The following is a 13,784-nucleotide window of genomic DNA, read 5'->3' as shown; positions in this document are numbered from 1 at the left end:
CCTTTAGGTCTGCCGTTGCTAAGTCTGCCTGGCGTCGCCGACCACGAACATGCGTTCGAGGGCGAGGACGAGGCCGTAAAGCGCGACGCCGAGCAGCGTCAGCAGCACGACGGCCATCACCATTGCGGGCGTGTCGAGCGAGGACTGCACCTGGATCATGAGGTAGCCGAGCCCGCGCTCGGAGGCGATGAACTCGCCGACGATGGCGCCGGCCACCGCCAGGATGGCGCCGACCTTCATGCCGGAGAAGATGTAAGGCAGCGATCCCGGCAGCTGGATCTTGCGGAATAGCGTCCAGCGCGAGCCGCGCAGCGATTTGACGAGATCGAGCAGATCCGGCTCGACCTCGCGCAGGCCGCGCGCGGTGGTGAGCAGGATCGGGAAGAAGCAGATGCTGAACGCGATCAGGATGTTCGGCACGATGCCGTAGGAGAACCAGACGATGAAGAGCGGGCCGAGCGCGACCTTCGGGATCATGTTCAGCGTCACGAACAGCGGCAGCAGCACGAGGCTGAGCAGCGGTGCCCAGCTGAAGATCACCGCGAGCGCGACGCCGACGAAGGCGCCGAGCGCGAAGCCGCCGAGGATCTCGACCGCCGTCACCAGCGTGTTGGCGCCCCAGGCATAGCCTGCGGTGCCCAGGGTCTGCACCGTCGCGAGCGGCGAGGGCAGGATGAATTTCGGCACGTGGAAAGCGTCGACCGCGACCTGCCAGAGCACGAGCACGGCGAGGTGCACGATCAGGATGATCGCAAAGCTGCGCGAGGTGCGTGCCCCGTCTGCTGTCACCACCGCTTGCTCCCTGTTGGCGCGGCGACGATGCCGCAAATCTTCAGCCTAAGCAGTCACGAGCCTAGCCGCCTTCGGGGAAAGTTTCAACCAATTGGTTGATTAGGGCCGGAGCGACTGCAGCACCAGATCAGCGACATGGCGGCGGCGGGCGCTGCGCTGGCTGCGGCTCGACAGGTCCTTGCCAAAGATCGCCGACAATGTTGGTGTGTTGGAGAAGAAGAAATAGCTAAGGCCCGCAATGGAGATATAGAGCTGGACCGGGTCGATCCCCTTGCGGAACACGCCCGCGCGCACCCCTTCGTTGAGGATATTCGAAACGCTCTTCACGAGCGGGGAGTGCATCGCTTCCAGCCGCGTCGAGCCGCGGACGTGGCGGGCGCCGCCGCGGTTCTCGTCGTTCAAAAGCACGATGAAATCGGGGTTTGCGGCCAGATGGTCGAACGAGGCTTCGATCAGGTTGCGGATTGCCTTTTCCGGCGGCAGGCCTTCGAGGTTGAGCTTGCGCTCCTGCTCGCGGATGTCTTCATAGACCCATTCCAGCACGGCGAGGTAGAGCGCGTCCTTGTCGCCGAAATAGTGGTAGACGAGCTGCTTGTTGACGCCGGCGCGCATCGCGATCTCGTCGACGCGGGCGCCCGCAAAGCCGTGCCGGGCGAATTCCAGGCGGGCCGCGGTGAGCAGCTTCTTGCGGGTGGCGACGGGGTCTCGGCGCTGCGGCACGGTGTCGCCAGATCGTTTTGCGGGCATTTCCAACCAAACAGTTGACAAGTGGAGGGCGGGCTTGTTGCATTGGTATCCTCACGAGGGGAGAGCGACAAGCCGGGTCGCTGGCATGAGGAGAGATGCGATGAAGCGTTTGCAGGCGGCTGTTGTGGCCCTGATGCTCGGTTTGCCGGCGCTGCCGGCGAGCGCGGGCGAGGCGGTCAACCTGATCCTCAACTGGACGCCGACGGCCGACCACTCGCCGTATTATTACGCCAAGGCGCAGGGCTGGTACGAGAAGGCGGGCATCGACCTCTCCATCGAGGTCGGCAAGGGCTCCGGCGTCTCCGCCGCCAAGGTGGGCTCGGGCGGCTCGCCCTTCGGCGTCGCCGATCTCGCCACCATGCTGGTGGCCAAGAGTAAGGGCGCCGACACCGTTGCCGTGATGAGCGTCTACGCCAATACCGGGCAGACCTTCTATTGGCTGAAGAGCTATGGCGTGAACGGGGTGAAGGATTTTGCAGGCCACAAGATCGGCAATCCGCCCGGCGATGCCTCGCGCGTGATGTGGCCGGCCTTCGCCAAAGCCGCAGGGCTCGCGCCGGACTCCGTCGGCTTCGTCAATGTCGGGCCGACCGCGAAGATCGCGGCCCTGAAGAGCCACACCGTCGACATCATCAGCGACTTCTACAACGAGCACGACCTGAAGGTGATCGAGTTCGGGCCCGACCTCGGCTACGTCAACTGGAAGGACATCGGGCTCAATCCCTACGGCAATTCGCTGATCGTCAATGGCGCGTATTTGCAGAAGAACCCGAAGGTCGTCGAAGACTTCGTGCGCGTCACGCAGAAGGCCTTTGCCGCCTGTGTTGCCGACGCCACGCCGTGCCTGAAGGCGCTGCTCGACCAGGTCTCCGGTCTCGACAAGGAGAACCAGGAGCGCCAGTGGGAGCGCATCAAATTCCTGATGACGGACGAGTTCACCACCACCAAGGGCCTCGGCTGGATCGACGGCGAGCGGATGAAGAAGGATTACGAGCTGGTCCAGACCTATCTCGGCATGGAGAAGCCGTTCGACGTGACCACGGTGTTCACGACCAAGATGCTGGATCCCAGTATCAAGATGGATGCGAGCAAGGTGAAGAAGTAGAGGGCAGCCGTTGCCCCGTTCCCCGCACGTGCCCCGGACGCAGCGCAGCGTCCCTTAGACGGTGCGCTGCAGGGCCGGGGCCCATTTTGCCGAGAGCATGATCCGGGAGGGGAGACGGCTCTGCGCAGCAGCGTTGCACGCTGCAGCGCGTCCGGGACAAGAAAGCGGCTCCAGCCTGCCCATCCCCCACGTATTCCCACGGAGAATTAACCGACCGTTAACCATATTCGCCGCATCGTTAACCATTCAATAATAGGGAACGAGTCGGCCGTGATGGAGGCTGCAGTCAAACCTCAACGCCAAATGGTGCGCCTGCGCGGGCGCTCCTACGTGGCTTTCGTGTTTACGCCAACGGTTCCGGTCCAGGACTGGCTGCAGGAGATCGACACCACCATCGCGCGCTCGCCGGGCTTCTTTGCGGGCCGGCCCGTGGTGATCGACCTGTCCTCGGTCGATCTCAGCCAGTCCGGCATCGGTCATCTGCTCACCAGCCTGCAGGATCGCAACATCCGCGTGCTCGGCATCGAGGGCGTTGAAGAGGCAAGGCTGACCCCGATGATGCCGCCGCTGCTGTCGGGCGGACGCAGTTGCGTGGTCGAGCCAAGCGCGCCGAAGAAACCCGAGACCAAGGCCGAGGCCAAGCCGACCTCGCTGCTGCTGGAAAACCCGGTGCGTTCGGGGCAGACCGTGATCTTCCCGGAAGGCGACGTCACCATCCTGGGTTCGGTGGGCTCCGGCGCGGAGGTGGTCGCCGGCGGCTCGATCCACGTCTACGGCGCGCTGCGCGGCCGCGCCATGGCGGGCGTGAACGGTCACACCAGCGCGCGCATCTATTGTCAGAAGATCGAAGCCGAACTGCTTGCGATCGATGGGTTTTATCAGACCGCCGACGATATCGACGCCGCGCTCCGCGGCCGGCCTGCCCAAGCCTTCCTGCAAGGCAACACAATGCGAATTACCGCGCTGAACTGACCAGAAGGAGATTTCAGAGATGGCCAAGGTACTGGTCGTGACATCAGGCAAGGGGGGCGTCGGCAAGACCACGACGACCGCCGCACTGGGAGCGGCGCTGGCGCAACGCGGCGACAAGGTTGTCGTCGTCGATTTCGACGTCGGCCTGCGCAACCTCGACCTCGTGATGGGGGCTGAACGCCGCGTCGTGTTCGACCTCATCAACGTGGTGCAGGGCGTTGCGAAACTCCCGCAGGCGCTGATCAAGGACAAGCGCCTGGAGAACCTCTGGCTGCTGCCGGCCTCGCAGACCCGCGACAAGGATGCGCTGACGGAAGAGGGCGTCGGCAAGGTCATCGACGATCTGCGTGCCCGTTTCGACTGGGTGATCTGCGACAGCCCGGCCGGCATCGAGCGCGGCGCCTCCATGGCGATGCGCTTCGCCGACGAGGCAGTAATCGTGACCAATCCGGAAGTCTCCTCGGTACGCGATTCCGACCGCATCATCGGCATGCTCGATTCCAAGACCGTGCGGGCCGAGAAGGGCGAGCGCGTCGAGAAGCATATTCTCATCACCCGCTATGATCCCTCCCGCGCCGCGCGCGGCGAGATGCTGACCATCGAGGACATCCTCGAGATCCTCGCAACACCCTTGCTCGGCATCATTCCCGAGAGCCAGGACGTGCTGCGCGCCTCCAACGTCGGCACGCCGGTGACGTTGTCGAATGCGGAAGGTGCTCCGGCGCGGGCCTATATCGACGCGGCGCGCCGGCTGTGCGGCGACACCGTGCCGATGCAGGTGCCGACCGAGCGCAAGGGCTTCATGGATCGCCTGCTGCGACGGAGGGCTGCATGAGCATGGGTCTGCTTCGGCTTCTCCGCGGCAACAAGGCCTCTGCACCCGTCGCTCGCGAACGGCTGCAGATCCTGCTTGCCCATGAACGCGGAATGCGTGGCCAGCCCGATCTGCTCGGCGTGCTGCGTGAGGAAATTCTCGCCGTCGTGTCCAAGCACGTGATGCTGGACCCGACCAAGGTCATCGTCCGGCTCGAGCGCGGCGACGAGGTCTCGACCCTCGAGGTCGATATCGAGGTGCCCAACGATTTCGAGCGCAAGAAAGTGGCGGTCGCGTAGGGGCACGCGGCCGACGACTCCCAGCTTTGGGGTGGGTGAAGGCGGTCCGCCGGGCATGGCGGGCCGCCTTTGTCGTTTGGGTACTCACATTCTCGGGGCCGCCGATGTGATCGACGGTAAGGGGAACGCCATCGGAGGCGAAATCGTTGTCGAAGACCGCGGGAGAGTCGAGCCAGACCCCGCGGCCTCATCAGACGGAGAGCGCCCATGATGTCCGAGGTCCAGGTCCACACCGTTGCGCGGCAGATGCTCGAACAGCACGGTTTTGCTGCGATCGCGAAGGCCGCCGAGCAGGCCCAGGCCTGCGAGGGCCGCGGCGAGGCCGACGAGGCCAAGGAATGGCGTCACATCGCCGACGCCATGAAGATCATGCGCGGGCCTCACCATAGCTGATCGCCGGACAGGAAGCGGTTCAGCGTTCCTCGCGGTCCGATCCCGGTGCGCGGGATCGATGCTGCGTTTGCGGCTGGCCGCGCTCGCCTGTCTCCTTGCACGGGAGCTGTTCCCACGATCCGTCCGGCGCCTGCTGATAGGCGCTGCACGATGACGACGAGGCCGTTTTGTCTTCGGCCTTTTGGGCGTCTGAATTCCTTGCCTGTGCCGGGCCGGCCAGCGCTGCGCTCACCGCGAGCACGCCGGCGACAATGAGATGCGTCAACCGCATGAGGGTTCTCCTGTATGAAGAAGCCCGCATGCTGGCCGGGAATGTGACGATTGTTGGCCGAAACGCAGGTTCCGTCGCGGTGTGCTTAACGCTGCGGCGGTTGGCTTGCTAGCCGCCCTTGGCGCGGATCAGGCCGGCGAGGTTGGTCTTCTGGGCCTCGCACCAGGTGGGCATGCCGAGGCGGCGCTGGTTGAGATCGGTCGCCTGGGTCGCCACCGCCACCTCAGCCATCAAATCGTCATCCTGCTTCTCGCCCATCTTGCCGCCGGTGTGCATCCAGGCGATCGCCTTGCGCACTTTCTCGGTGGTGCCATCGGGCAGGTGCATCTGCTCCGCCTTCTGGACTAGGTCCTGGTAGACCACGTCCGTGCCCGGGCATTCGACCTTGGCGGCGAAGGCCTGCAGCACCAGGGTCACATAGGTCGAGCGTGGATGGTCCTCGGCTTGGGCCGGAGCGGCGATCAGCAACAGGCCGGCCATCAGGAAACCGTAGCGCATCCTTGGTATCTCCTCCATTTTTTGGGGAGGCTAGCGTCCGGCGGGCTGCTCCGCAATGGCGCCGAGTGCGAATTTGTCGCTTCCCGCTGCGGTGCGCTATCGTGGCCCGTATCCCGGCCTCGGAGAGCGACATGAGCCTGTTCAGCACGCCGTTCGACCCCATCCGTGACACGGCGCTCGTGACCGGCGCGGGCAATGGCATCGGCCGCGCGATCGCGCAGGCCTTGGTCGGCGAGGGCGTCCGGACCGTGTTCGCCGATGTGAACGCCGAGCGGGTGAGGACCGCGATCAGCGCCAGCGAGAAGCCTGAACTGGCGGTACCCTGGGTCGGCGATCTCGCCGAGCTGGAGACGTGCGACGCACTGCTTGCCGTCGCGCATGCCGCCTTGGGCGAGATCACGCATTTCGTCCACAGTGCATCGCCGCCGCGGCGGGAGGCCGATCACGCGCTCGCGGTCGATCGCAGGACCTGGCAGCAGATGCATGCCGTCAATCTCGATGCCGGCTTTCACCTCGCCCGCGAGCTCGCAAAGCGGCTGATCGCGGCGAAGCGGCCGGGCTCGTTTTTGTTTCTCACCTCGCTGCATGCGGGCACGCCGCGCAACCTTCCGCATTATTCGACGGCGAAGGCGGGGATGGCGATGCTGGTGAAGGAACTGGCCAAGACGTTTGGCCGCTACGGCATCCGCGTCAACGCGCTGGTGCCCGGTGCGATCGCGGCCGGCGGGTTCGTTGCGGATCCCGCGCTGGCGCGGCACATTCCGCTCGGGCGTCTCGGCGAGGCCGGCGACCTCGCACCGATGGCGCTCGCGGTGCTGTCGAACAAGCTTTCCGGTTACGTCACCGGCGCTGCCTTTGTCGTCGACGGCGGCTTGTCGCTCACCAACTGGTTCGAGCCGCCGGCATTCGACGAATAGTCAGCGCTGCCAGGCCGGCACCGGATCGAGCGGCGTGCGATAGAGCTCGTTGTCGTCACGATCGGTGACGCGCACCGCGCAACCCTTCTGCTGCAGCTCCGGCTTCACTTGCGACAGCTCGCATGCGAGTTGATCGGCGCGATCGGAGGCAACCTCGATGTCTTCGAGAATGATTCCGCCCTGGTTCCTGAACTCTTCACCAACCACGAGATCGAAGGAGTAGTAAGGCATCCGAATTCCCCGATGTGACGACCCAGCTTCAAAAACAAGTCTTCAATGGAAATCTCGACACATCCGGGATGGTATCACTGAGTCGATATCTATCGAATGAACAGGTCGCGCAATCTCTGTGCTTATGGCGCAGAAATGATGTGCAGCATGCGGGGTCGTTAAGAGTTTATTAAATACGCGGCGCAATCATAAGGCATGGAATTGCAGCAGAACCGGGCTCCGGGAACCGGCAGCTGCAAGAGAAGGCCGCCGGCATAGCTCCCGACGGCCTTTTCTCTTGAGCGAAAAATAGCGCTTTCCGTAATCGCCCGGACTCAACGCATCACATCGACTCGGACAGCATACGCGACGTCGTTGCTGTGCACCGTGCTGTTGCGCGCGTCTAGCGCAGCGGCATCGGCGGACGCACGACCGGTCCGTCGTCATCGGCAACGGCTTGCGTCGTGGTGACAGGTGCAGCCGGCGGCGGCATTGCGGCGGCTTGCGAAGGCGGCGGGGGAGGCGCGAGCGGCGCGGGCGAATAGGCGGGCATGTAGGTCCGCGACACCACTGGTTTCGGTTTATGAACTGCCGGCGGCGCCGGAGGCTTCGGCGGCAGCGCAGCAGCGCGTGCGCGCGGATCGACCGGCTTGGCCTCAGCGACCGGTTTTGGCGCGGGCGGCTTCGCCATCTCGCGCGCCATCTGCTCCTGTCCGGCCTTCAACTCGGCGATGTTGGCCTTGAGCTGCTCGATCTGCTGCGCCATTGCAGCAAGGTCGCGCGTCATCGATTGCACCGACTGCACTGCATCGGGCGGCGTTGCCGCAGGCATGGCTGTCGCGACCTGTGCCACGGGCGCCGTCGCGGTCGATTGATCGGTGGTGGTTTGATCGGTCGCCGCTTGGCTTGCGGGCGGCACGGCTTGCTCCGCAGGCGCTGCGGCCTGCGCGGGCGCGACCTGCGCGGTCTGCGACGTGGAAGGCAGCAGCGACCTCAACGACGCCAGGGCAGGCGTCCATTCCGCGAGCATCTGTTTGGCCGTATCGCCGTGCTTCTCCCAGGCGATCGTGGCGGCCGCACTGCCTCCCGCAAACAGAAACGTGACGAACGCGCCGCGCAACCACTTGCGCACCGCGGATCGCTTCGGCCGAACATGGTCATCGCTCGCTGCGACGCGTACGGCCGTGTCGACCGACGGCGGTGCCGCCGTCTGCGGCTCCGAGACGGGCGCGAACCTCGGCTCCAGCGAGAGCCTGGGCTCCAGAGAGATTTTGGGCGGCGGCGCGAATTTCGGCTCCGGACGGGGCGTGACGTCAGGCGCCAGCGTGGGTGCAACGCTGACGGGGCGCGAGGCCAGTACAATGTCGGGCGAAATCTGAATCGCGTCGTGCGGATCGTTGTCCTTGACCGTGTCCTTCACGATCTCATCGACGATTTGCTTGGGGTTCAGCGTCGCGAGCATCGCCGCTCCTTTAAAGCACAGGCGTTGAAGCCCGGGTGTTAAGTCCTGGTCGTCCGCATTGGCGCGAGCCGATGTTGTTGAGGTGAGCCCATCAATCCGATGCGCCCGGCCCGATGACCCCCACGAGTCCAGCCGGATTTGACCAAAGCAAGGCGAGGGGATGGAGATGATGCGACGCTCTTCCGCCGTTTGTGGTGATGGAACCCAGTTTTTCGAACACGCGCACGTGTTTCCCGTTGCCTTGTTTTCAGCACGATTTTGGCAACATCTGGCGATGCTGGGGGTGCTGCTATCCGCTACAGGGGCCGGCGGTGCCAAGATCTCTCATCGCTTTATTCGCTATCGCCATGCTGCCGCTGGGCGGCTGCATGCAGACGACGCTATCACCGTCGACCGACGCGAGCATGACGCCGCGCGACCGGCAGTTGCTCGCGCATACGCCGTACGCGCAGGCGAACGTGCCCGAGCAATATCTCCGTCACATCGTCGACTATCACCGCAAGGAGCAGCCCGGTACCATCCTGGTCGATACCGATGCGCGCTATCTCTATTATGTGCTGCCGGACGGCAAGGCGATCCGGTACGGCGTTGCGGTCGGCGAGGAAGCCATGGCGTTCTCGGGCGTGGCGCGGGTCGGCCGGCTGGCGGAATGGCCGGACTGGGTTCCCACGGCGGATATCCAGGCGCGGCTCGGACCGTATCCGGCACGTGTTCCCGGTGGACCCGCCAATCCGCTGGGTGCGCGCGGCATCTATCTCTATGCCGGCAACAAGGACACGCTCTATCGCATCCACGGCACCAACCAGCCCGAATATATCGGGCAGGCGATCTCGTCGGGCTGCATCCGGATGCGCAACGAGGACGTGATCGATCTGTACGACCGGGTGAAGCTCAATTCGACGGTCGTGGTGCTGCCGCCCGGACAGAGCGCGCGGGCCGAGACGGGTGGAAGCTGGCGCGGATAAAGAAACTTACGCGAGTGCTCCGGCGTCCACGTGACCGCGCTAGTTTTCAGGCCGCGCGATCCGCCATTGCAGCGTCGTGGCGTTGCCATTGGCGTCGCCCGGCGCCTTGTCGGCGGGCGAGGTGTAGAGCGGACGGTAGCGGTACGCCCACATCCTGCTGCCGTCGTTGCGGCTGATCACGGTGAAATCGCCGATGGCCTTGGCGTCGGCCGTTGCCGGTAGCGGCACCCAGCTCTCGGTGCACTTGCCGTTGCAGTTCGAGGTCTTTCCGGTGGTGTCGCGCTCGTAATAATAGAGCGTCATGCCCTTGAGATCGACGAGCTTGGGACCCTGCTTGGTGATGACCACCTTCGCGGGCGCAGTCGTCGCCTCCGGCTTCGGCGGAGGAGGTTCGCCGCCGCCATGGCCGTTCGCGAGCGCATGGCCGGTCGAGAGCGCGATGGCCGCGGCCGCAATGAGACACCTGAACATCCGAACCCCCGCCCTGCAAAGTTAATCGCGCGTTAATCGCAGAATGTTGCGGACCCTAGCAGGCGAAGGTTAGTTCCAGGTTTCGCGGACCTCAGACAATTGCAAATAGGGGTCCGTATCATACCGGACTATCGCGCAGCGGTGCGCGGCTCAAATCGTTGCCGGCGGCGATCGCCTTGCGCAGCAGCCGCATCAACTCTTCGCCCTCTTTCGCGCTGAGGCCACGCAGCATGATGCGCTGGGCCGATTCCACGGCCGGTGTGATCTTGCGCAGCGTGCGCCGGCCCTCGTCGGTGATCTCGAGCTCGCGGGCGCGGCGGTCGCGGCTGGAGGCGCGACGCTCGGCAAGACCCTTCTGCACGAGGCGGTCGATCACGCCAGTGATGGTGGTGCGGTCATAGGCGATCAATCCTGCGAGCGTCACCTGGTCGAGCCCCGGATTGGCCTTGATGGTCGCGAGCGCGGCGTATTGCACCGGCGTCAGGTCGAAGCCCGCATCCTCGACCTCGGCCAGGAACACGGCGACCGCAATCTGCTGGAACCGGCGCGCCAGATGCCCGGGCATCTCGTTGTTGTCTTTCACCGAATTCTCCTCCTCGGACTGGGACGGTCGGATCGTTGACAAGTATACTGATAGTCAGCATACTGAGCAATATCCAAACAGAACGTTCGCGGGGAGAGGTGCTCATGCAATTCCATCTCAATGGATTCCGGCCGGGCGACCCTGAAATCGCCGATCCCGCCGAGCGTGTTCAGGCGTCGGGTGCTGCGGGCGCCGTGCCTGACGAGGTCGATGTCCTCATCGTCGGCTGCGGGCCGGCCGGCCTCACGCTCGCCGCCCAGCTCGCGCAATTCCCCGACATCAAGACCTGCATCGTCGAGCAGAAGCCGGGCCGGCTGCTGGTCGGGCAGGCCGACGGCATCGCCTGCCGCACCATGGAGATGTTTCATGCCTACGGCTTCAGCGAGCGGGTGCTGAAGGAGGCCTATTGGGTCAACGAGACGACGTTCTGGAAGCCGGACGAACGGCTGCCCGAGACCATCATCCGCAGCGGCCGGGTGCAGGACGTCGAGGACGGGCTGTCTGAATTCCCGCACGTCATCCTCAACCAGGCGCGCATCCATGACGGCTTTCTCGACGTCATGCGCAAATCACCGGCGAAGCTCGAACCCCATTACAGCCGCCGTCTTCTCGACCTCCAGGTCGATCCGGCCGCGGGGCCTGGCGATCATGCCGTGACCGTGCGCCTCGAACGCGTCGACGCCGGGAACAAGGGCAAGGTCGAGACGGTCAAGGCGCGATATGTCGTCGGCTGCGACGGCGCGCGCAGCACGGTGCGCAAGTCGATCGGGCGGGAACTGCACGGCGATTCCGCCAACCACGCCTGGGGCGTGATGGACGTGCTGGCGGTGACGGATTTTCCGGACATCCGCTTCAAGTCGCTGATCCAGTCGGCGAAGGACGGCAGCCTGCTGATCATTCCGCGCGAGGGCGGTTACATGGTCCGCATCTATGTCGAGATCGCCAAGCTCGAGGTCGGCGAGCGCGTCGCGAACCGCAACATCACTGCCGACGACGTGATCGCCAAGGCGCAGCGGATCCTGAAGCCGCACACGCTCGAGGTGAAGGAGATCGCCTGGTGGTCGGTGTACGAGATCGGTCAGCGTCTGACCGACAAGTTCGACGACGTGTCGGACGCGGAGATCGCAACGCACCTGCCGCGCATCTTCATCGCCGGCGATGCATGCCACACCCACAGCCCGAAGGCGGGGCAGGGCATGAACGTCTCGATGCAGGATGCCTTCAATCTCGGCTGGAAGCTCGCCGCCGTGCTGCGGAAGCAGTGTGCCCCTCAGCTGTTGCATTCCTATTCGGCGGAGCGCCAGGCGGTCGCGAAAGAGCTGATCGATTTCGACCGCGAATGGGCGGGCATTCTTGCCTCCGCCGCCAAGGCCGGCGGCGCCGATGCCGCCAGGACCCAAGACTATTTCGTGCGGCACGGCCGCTACACCGCGGGCACGGCGACGCACTACAGGCCGTCGCTTCTCACCGGCGCGGCGTCGCATCAGCACCTCGCGCAAGGCCTCGTCATCGGCAAGCGCTTCCATTCCGCCCCGGTGATCCGGCTGGCTGACGCAAAGCCGGTGCATCTCGGCCATGCCGGGCAGGCCGATGGCCGATTCCGGATCTACGCGTTTTCCCCCGCGGAAGATCCTGCCGCCGCAGGCTCGGCCATTCGCGCGCTCTGCAATTTCCTCACCGAGGCCAGGGATTCGCCGGTCAAGCGCTATACGCAAGGTGGCGCCGACATCGACAGCGTGATCGATCTGCGTGCGGTGTTTCAGCAGGATCATCGCGAACTCGCCGTCGAAGCGATGCCCCCGCTGCTGCTCCCGCGTAAAGGGCGCTACGGCTTGATCGACTACGAGAAGATGTTCTGCCCGGACCTCAAGAGTGGCCACGATATCTTCGCCATGCGCGGCATCGATCGCAAAGCCGGCTGCATGGTCGTGGTGCGGCCTGACCAGTATGTCGCGAACGTGCTTCCGCTCGACGACTTTGCCCGGCTTGCATCGTATTTCGACGCGTTCATGCTGCAGGTCGACTGACGGTCCGGCAGCGCAGATGACGCGTTGCGCCGATGAACAACGGATGAATATTGAACCGCGAGCCGCCCGCGCTTCAATCTTTCTATGCGGGCGGCCCTCGCTGACGGAACGCCCGTTCCGTCAGCGCGTTCCGACTCGAAAGAGGAGGAATACGCCATGAAGTTCAGGAGCGTTTTTATTGCCGCATTGCTGCTCGCGCCAACAGCCGCACTGGCCGCGCCGGGCATCGTCACCGTCTCGACCGGCTTGCGCGCCGGACCGGGGCCGGGTTTTCCACTCGTCGACCGTGTCCCCGAGGGCGCCCGCGTCAACATCCATGGCTGCCTGCGCGGCAATGCCTGGTGCGACGTCAGCTTCTCCGACGATCGCGGCTGGGTGTCGTCGCAATATCTCGAATATCTCTATCGCAACCACTACGTCTATCTGCCCGACTATGTCGAGGAGATCGACGTGCCCGTCGTCCCATTCGTGCTGACATCGTACTGGTCGAGCTACTATGCGGGGCGTCCCTGGTACCACCGCCACGCCTACTGGAATAATTACTGGAGCTCGCACCAGAGTGTCGCGACGCGAATGACGCTTGATCCGCGTGCGGCCCGGATCGGCCGCGCGGCGACGCGCGATGCGGCGGTTGCTTTGGAACGGGAAGGCGTGCGGGGCAAGGGCGGAGCCGCGATCTCCGGACGTAACGCCGCGAATGCGCGGCCTGACGCTGCGATCGCGACGCGCGACGCTGCGAAACGCGATGCCGCTGTTGCCGCCGACCGGACGCGTGCCGGACGGAGCGAGCGCATCGCGCATGAGCGGACCCGAGAGCAGACGCAGACGCGCAATCCGCGCGATGTCCAGGCGCGCGTGATGCATGAACGGGCCGCGAGCCGCGCTGCGGTGCGCGCCCAGCCGATGACACGCGCGCATGAAGCACCTCGTGTGTCCGCCGCACCGGCTGCGCGAGCCGCGATGCCGCATGTCGCGCAGCCGAATGTGAGCCACGGCTCGCCCATGAATGCCCGTGCGCAAATGCCGGCGCCCCGTGCCGCTGCGCCTGCAATGCCGCACGGCGGTGGCGGCGCTCCGCACGTCAACGCCGCACCTCGCGGCGGCGGTGCCCCGGCCGGCGGCCCGGGCGGCGGTCACCAGAAGCACTGACAAGCTCCAACGAAAGCGTCAAGTAAACCTCCAAGGAAAGCCCGGCTCTCGCGCCGGGCTTTCTGCTGGATTGATCCGGGTTCCGTGCGCGTACAATTTAAGAAAGTTC

General features: G+C 64.9%; 17 protein-coding genes. 9 read left to right on the top strand and 8 right to left on the bottom strand.

The window, feature by feature from the left end; all coding sequences use genetic code 11:
* Window positions 1-18 precede the first annotated feature (18 nt).
* Together XH83_RS19090 and XH83_RS19085 are read right to left on the bottom strand one after the other, a co-directional pair.
* Window positions 19-789, bottom strand: coding sequence for an ABC transporter permease (locus tag XH83_RS19090; RefSeq protein ID WP_194408316.1), 771 nt, complete (start codon window positions 787-789; stop codon window positions 19-21).
* A gap of 102 nt (window positions 790-891) precedes the next feature.
* A complete protein-coding gene (locus XH83_RS19085) occupies window positions 892-1,539 on the bottom strand; it encodes a TetR/AcrR family transcriptional regulator (protein WP_194402353.1) in 648 nt (215 codons plus the stop codon).
* A gap of 100 nt (window positions 1,540-1,639) precedes the next feature.
* Between XH83_RS19085 and XH83_RS19080 the strand changes: the two genes are divergently transcribed.
* The 5 genes from XH83_RS19080 (at window position 1,640) to XH83_RS19060 (ending at window position 5,122) form a co-directional block, all read left to right on the top strand.
* Window positions 1,640-2,644, top strand: coding sequence for an ABC transporter substrate-binding protein (locus XH83_RS19080; RefSeq protein ID WP_194402352.1), 1,005 nt, complete (start codon window positions 1,640-1,642; stop codon window positions 2,642-2,644).
* A 273-nt stretch (window positions 2,645-2,917) separates the two neighbouring features.
* The gene (gene minC, locus XH83_RS19075) at window positions 2,918-3,616 is read left to right on the top strand and encodes a septum site-determining protein MinC (RefSeq protein WP_194408315.1); all 699 of its coding nucleotides are present in this window, start codon (window positions 2,918-2,920) and stop codon (window positions 3,614-3,616) included.
* A gap of 19 nt (window positions 3,617-3,635) precedes the next feature.
* Entirely contained in the window at window positions 3,636-4,451 is an 816-nt protein-coding gene (gene minD / locus XH83_RS19070; RefSeq protein ID WP_194402351.1) for a septum site-determining protein MinD, read from the top strand.
* Window positions 4,448-4,729, top strand: a complete 282-nt coding sequence (gene minE / locus XH83_RS19065) for a cell division topological specificity factor MinE (RefSeq protein WP_097660833.1) — start codon at window positions 4,448-4,450, stop codon at window positions 4,727-4,729. The genes minD and minE overlap by 4 nt, the downstream gene beginning before the upstream one ends.
* Before the next feature lie 207 nt (window positions 4,730-4,936).
* Window positions 4,937-5,122 (top strand): hypothetical protein, encoded by a 186-nt coding sequence (locus XH83_RS19060; RefSeq protein WP_194402350.1) that lies wholly within the window; start codon window positions 4,937-4,939, stop codon window positions 5,120-5,122.
* Between the two features lie 19 nt (window positions 5,123-5,141).
* On the opposite strand, the gene XH83_RS19055 is transcribed toward XH83_RS19060, so the two are convergent.
* Window positions 5,142-5,393 carry a hypothetical protein gene (locus XH83_RS19055; protein WP_194402349.1) on the bottom strand — a complete coding sequence of 84 codons (252 nt, stop codon included), beginning with the start codon at window positions 5,391-5,393 and terminating at the stop codon, window positions 5,142-5,144.
* A gap of 108 nt (window positions 5,394-5,501) precedes the next feature.
* Window positions 5,502-5,891 (bottom strand): hypothetical protein, encoded by a 390-nt coding sequence (locus XH83_RS19050; protein WP_194402348.1) that lies wholly within the window; start codon window positions 5,889-5,891, stop codon window positions 5,502-5,504.
* Window positions 5,892-6,022: 131 nt separating this feature from the next.
* Here XH83_RS19050 and XH83_RS19045 point away from each other — a divergent pair, with 131 nt between their 5' ends.
* Window positions 6,023-6,808 carry an SDR family NAD(P)-dependent oxidoreductase gene (locus XH83_RS19045; RefSeq protein ID WP_194402347.1) on the top strand — a complete coding sequence of 262 codons (786 nt, stop codon included), beginning with the start codon at window positions 6,023-6,025 and terminating at the stop codon, window positions 6,806-6,808.
* Here XH83_RS19045 and XH83_RS19040 read toward each other — a convergent pair whose 3' ends face one another.
* Window positions 6,809-7,039, bottom strand: a complete 231-nt coding sequence (locus XH83_RS19040) for a hypothetical protein (protein ID WP_194402346.1) — start codon at window positions 7,037-7,039, stop codon at window positions 6,809-6,811. It lies immediately after the preceding gene.
* A 382-nt stretch (window positions 7,040-7,421) separates the two neighbouring features.
* Entirely contained in the window at window positions 7,422-8,480 is a 1,059-nt protein-coding gene (locus XH83_RS19035) for a hypothetical protein (protein WP_194408314.1), read from the bottom strand.
* 347 nt (window positions 8,481-8,827) lie between these two features.
* Here XH83_RS19035 and XH83_RS19030 point away from each other — a divergent pair, with 347 nt between their 5' ends.
* Window positions 8,828-9,445 carry a L,D-transpeptidase gene (locus tag XH83_RS19030; RefSeq protein WP_194402345.1) on the top strand — a complete coding sequence of 206 codons (618 nt, stop codon included), beginning with the start codon at window positions 8,828-8,830 and terminating at the stop codon, window positions 9,443-9,445.
* Window positions 9,446-9,484: 39 nt separating this feature from the next.
* On the opposite strand, the gene XH83_RS19025 is transcribed toward XH83_RS19030, so the two are convergent.
* Complete coding sequence (locus tag XH83_RS19025) at window positions 9,485-9,916, bottom strand: hypothetical protein (protein ID WP_194402344.1); 432 nt, start codon at window positions 9,914-9,916, stop codon at window positions 9,485-9,487.
* 118 nt (window positions 9,917-10,034) lie between these two features.
* Window positions 10,035-10,499: a MarR family winged helix-turn-helix transcriptional regulator gene (locus XH83_RS19020; RefSeq protein ID WP_194402343.1), complete on the bottom strand. Its 465-nt coding sequence runs from the start codon at window positions 10,497-10,499 to the stop codon at window positions 10,035-10,037.
* A 104-nt stretch (window positions 10,500-10,603) separates the two neighbouring features.
* Between XH83_RS19020 and XH83_RS19015 the strand changes: the two genes are divergently transcribed.
* Window positions 10,604-12,526 (top strand): FAD-binding monooxygenase, encoded by a 1,923-nt coding sequence (locus XH83_RS19015; RefSeq protein ID WP_194402342.1) that lies wholly within the window; start codon window positions 10,604-10,606, stop codon window positions 12,524-12,526.
* A gap of 156 nt (window positions 12,527-12,682) precedes the next feature.
* Window positions 12,683-13,675, top strand: coding sequence for an SH3 domain-containing protein (locus XH83_RS19010; protein WP_194402341.1), 993 nt, complete (start codon window positions 12,683-12,685; stop codon window positions 13,673-13,675).
* Window positions 13,676-13,784 lie beyond the last annotated feature (109 nt).

Source organism: Bradyrhizobium sp. CCBAU 53351 (genome assembly GCF_015291745.1).
Taxonomy (GTDB): domain Bacteria; phylum Pseudomonadota; class Alphaproteobacteria; order Rhizobiales; family Xanthobacteraceae; genus Bradyrhizobium.
Note: the sequence above shows the minus strand (reverse complement) of the source record. Positions and strands in the feature narration are given on the sequence as shown.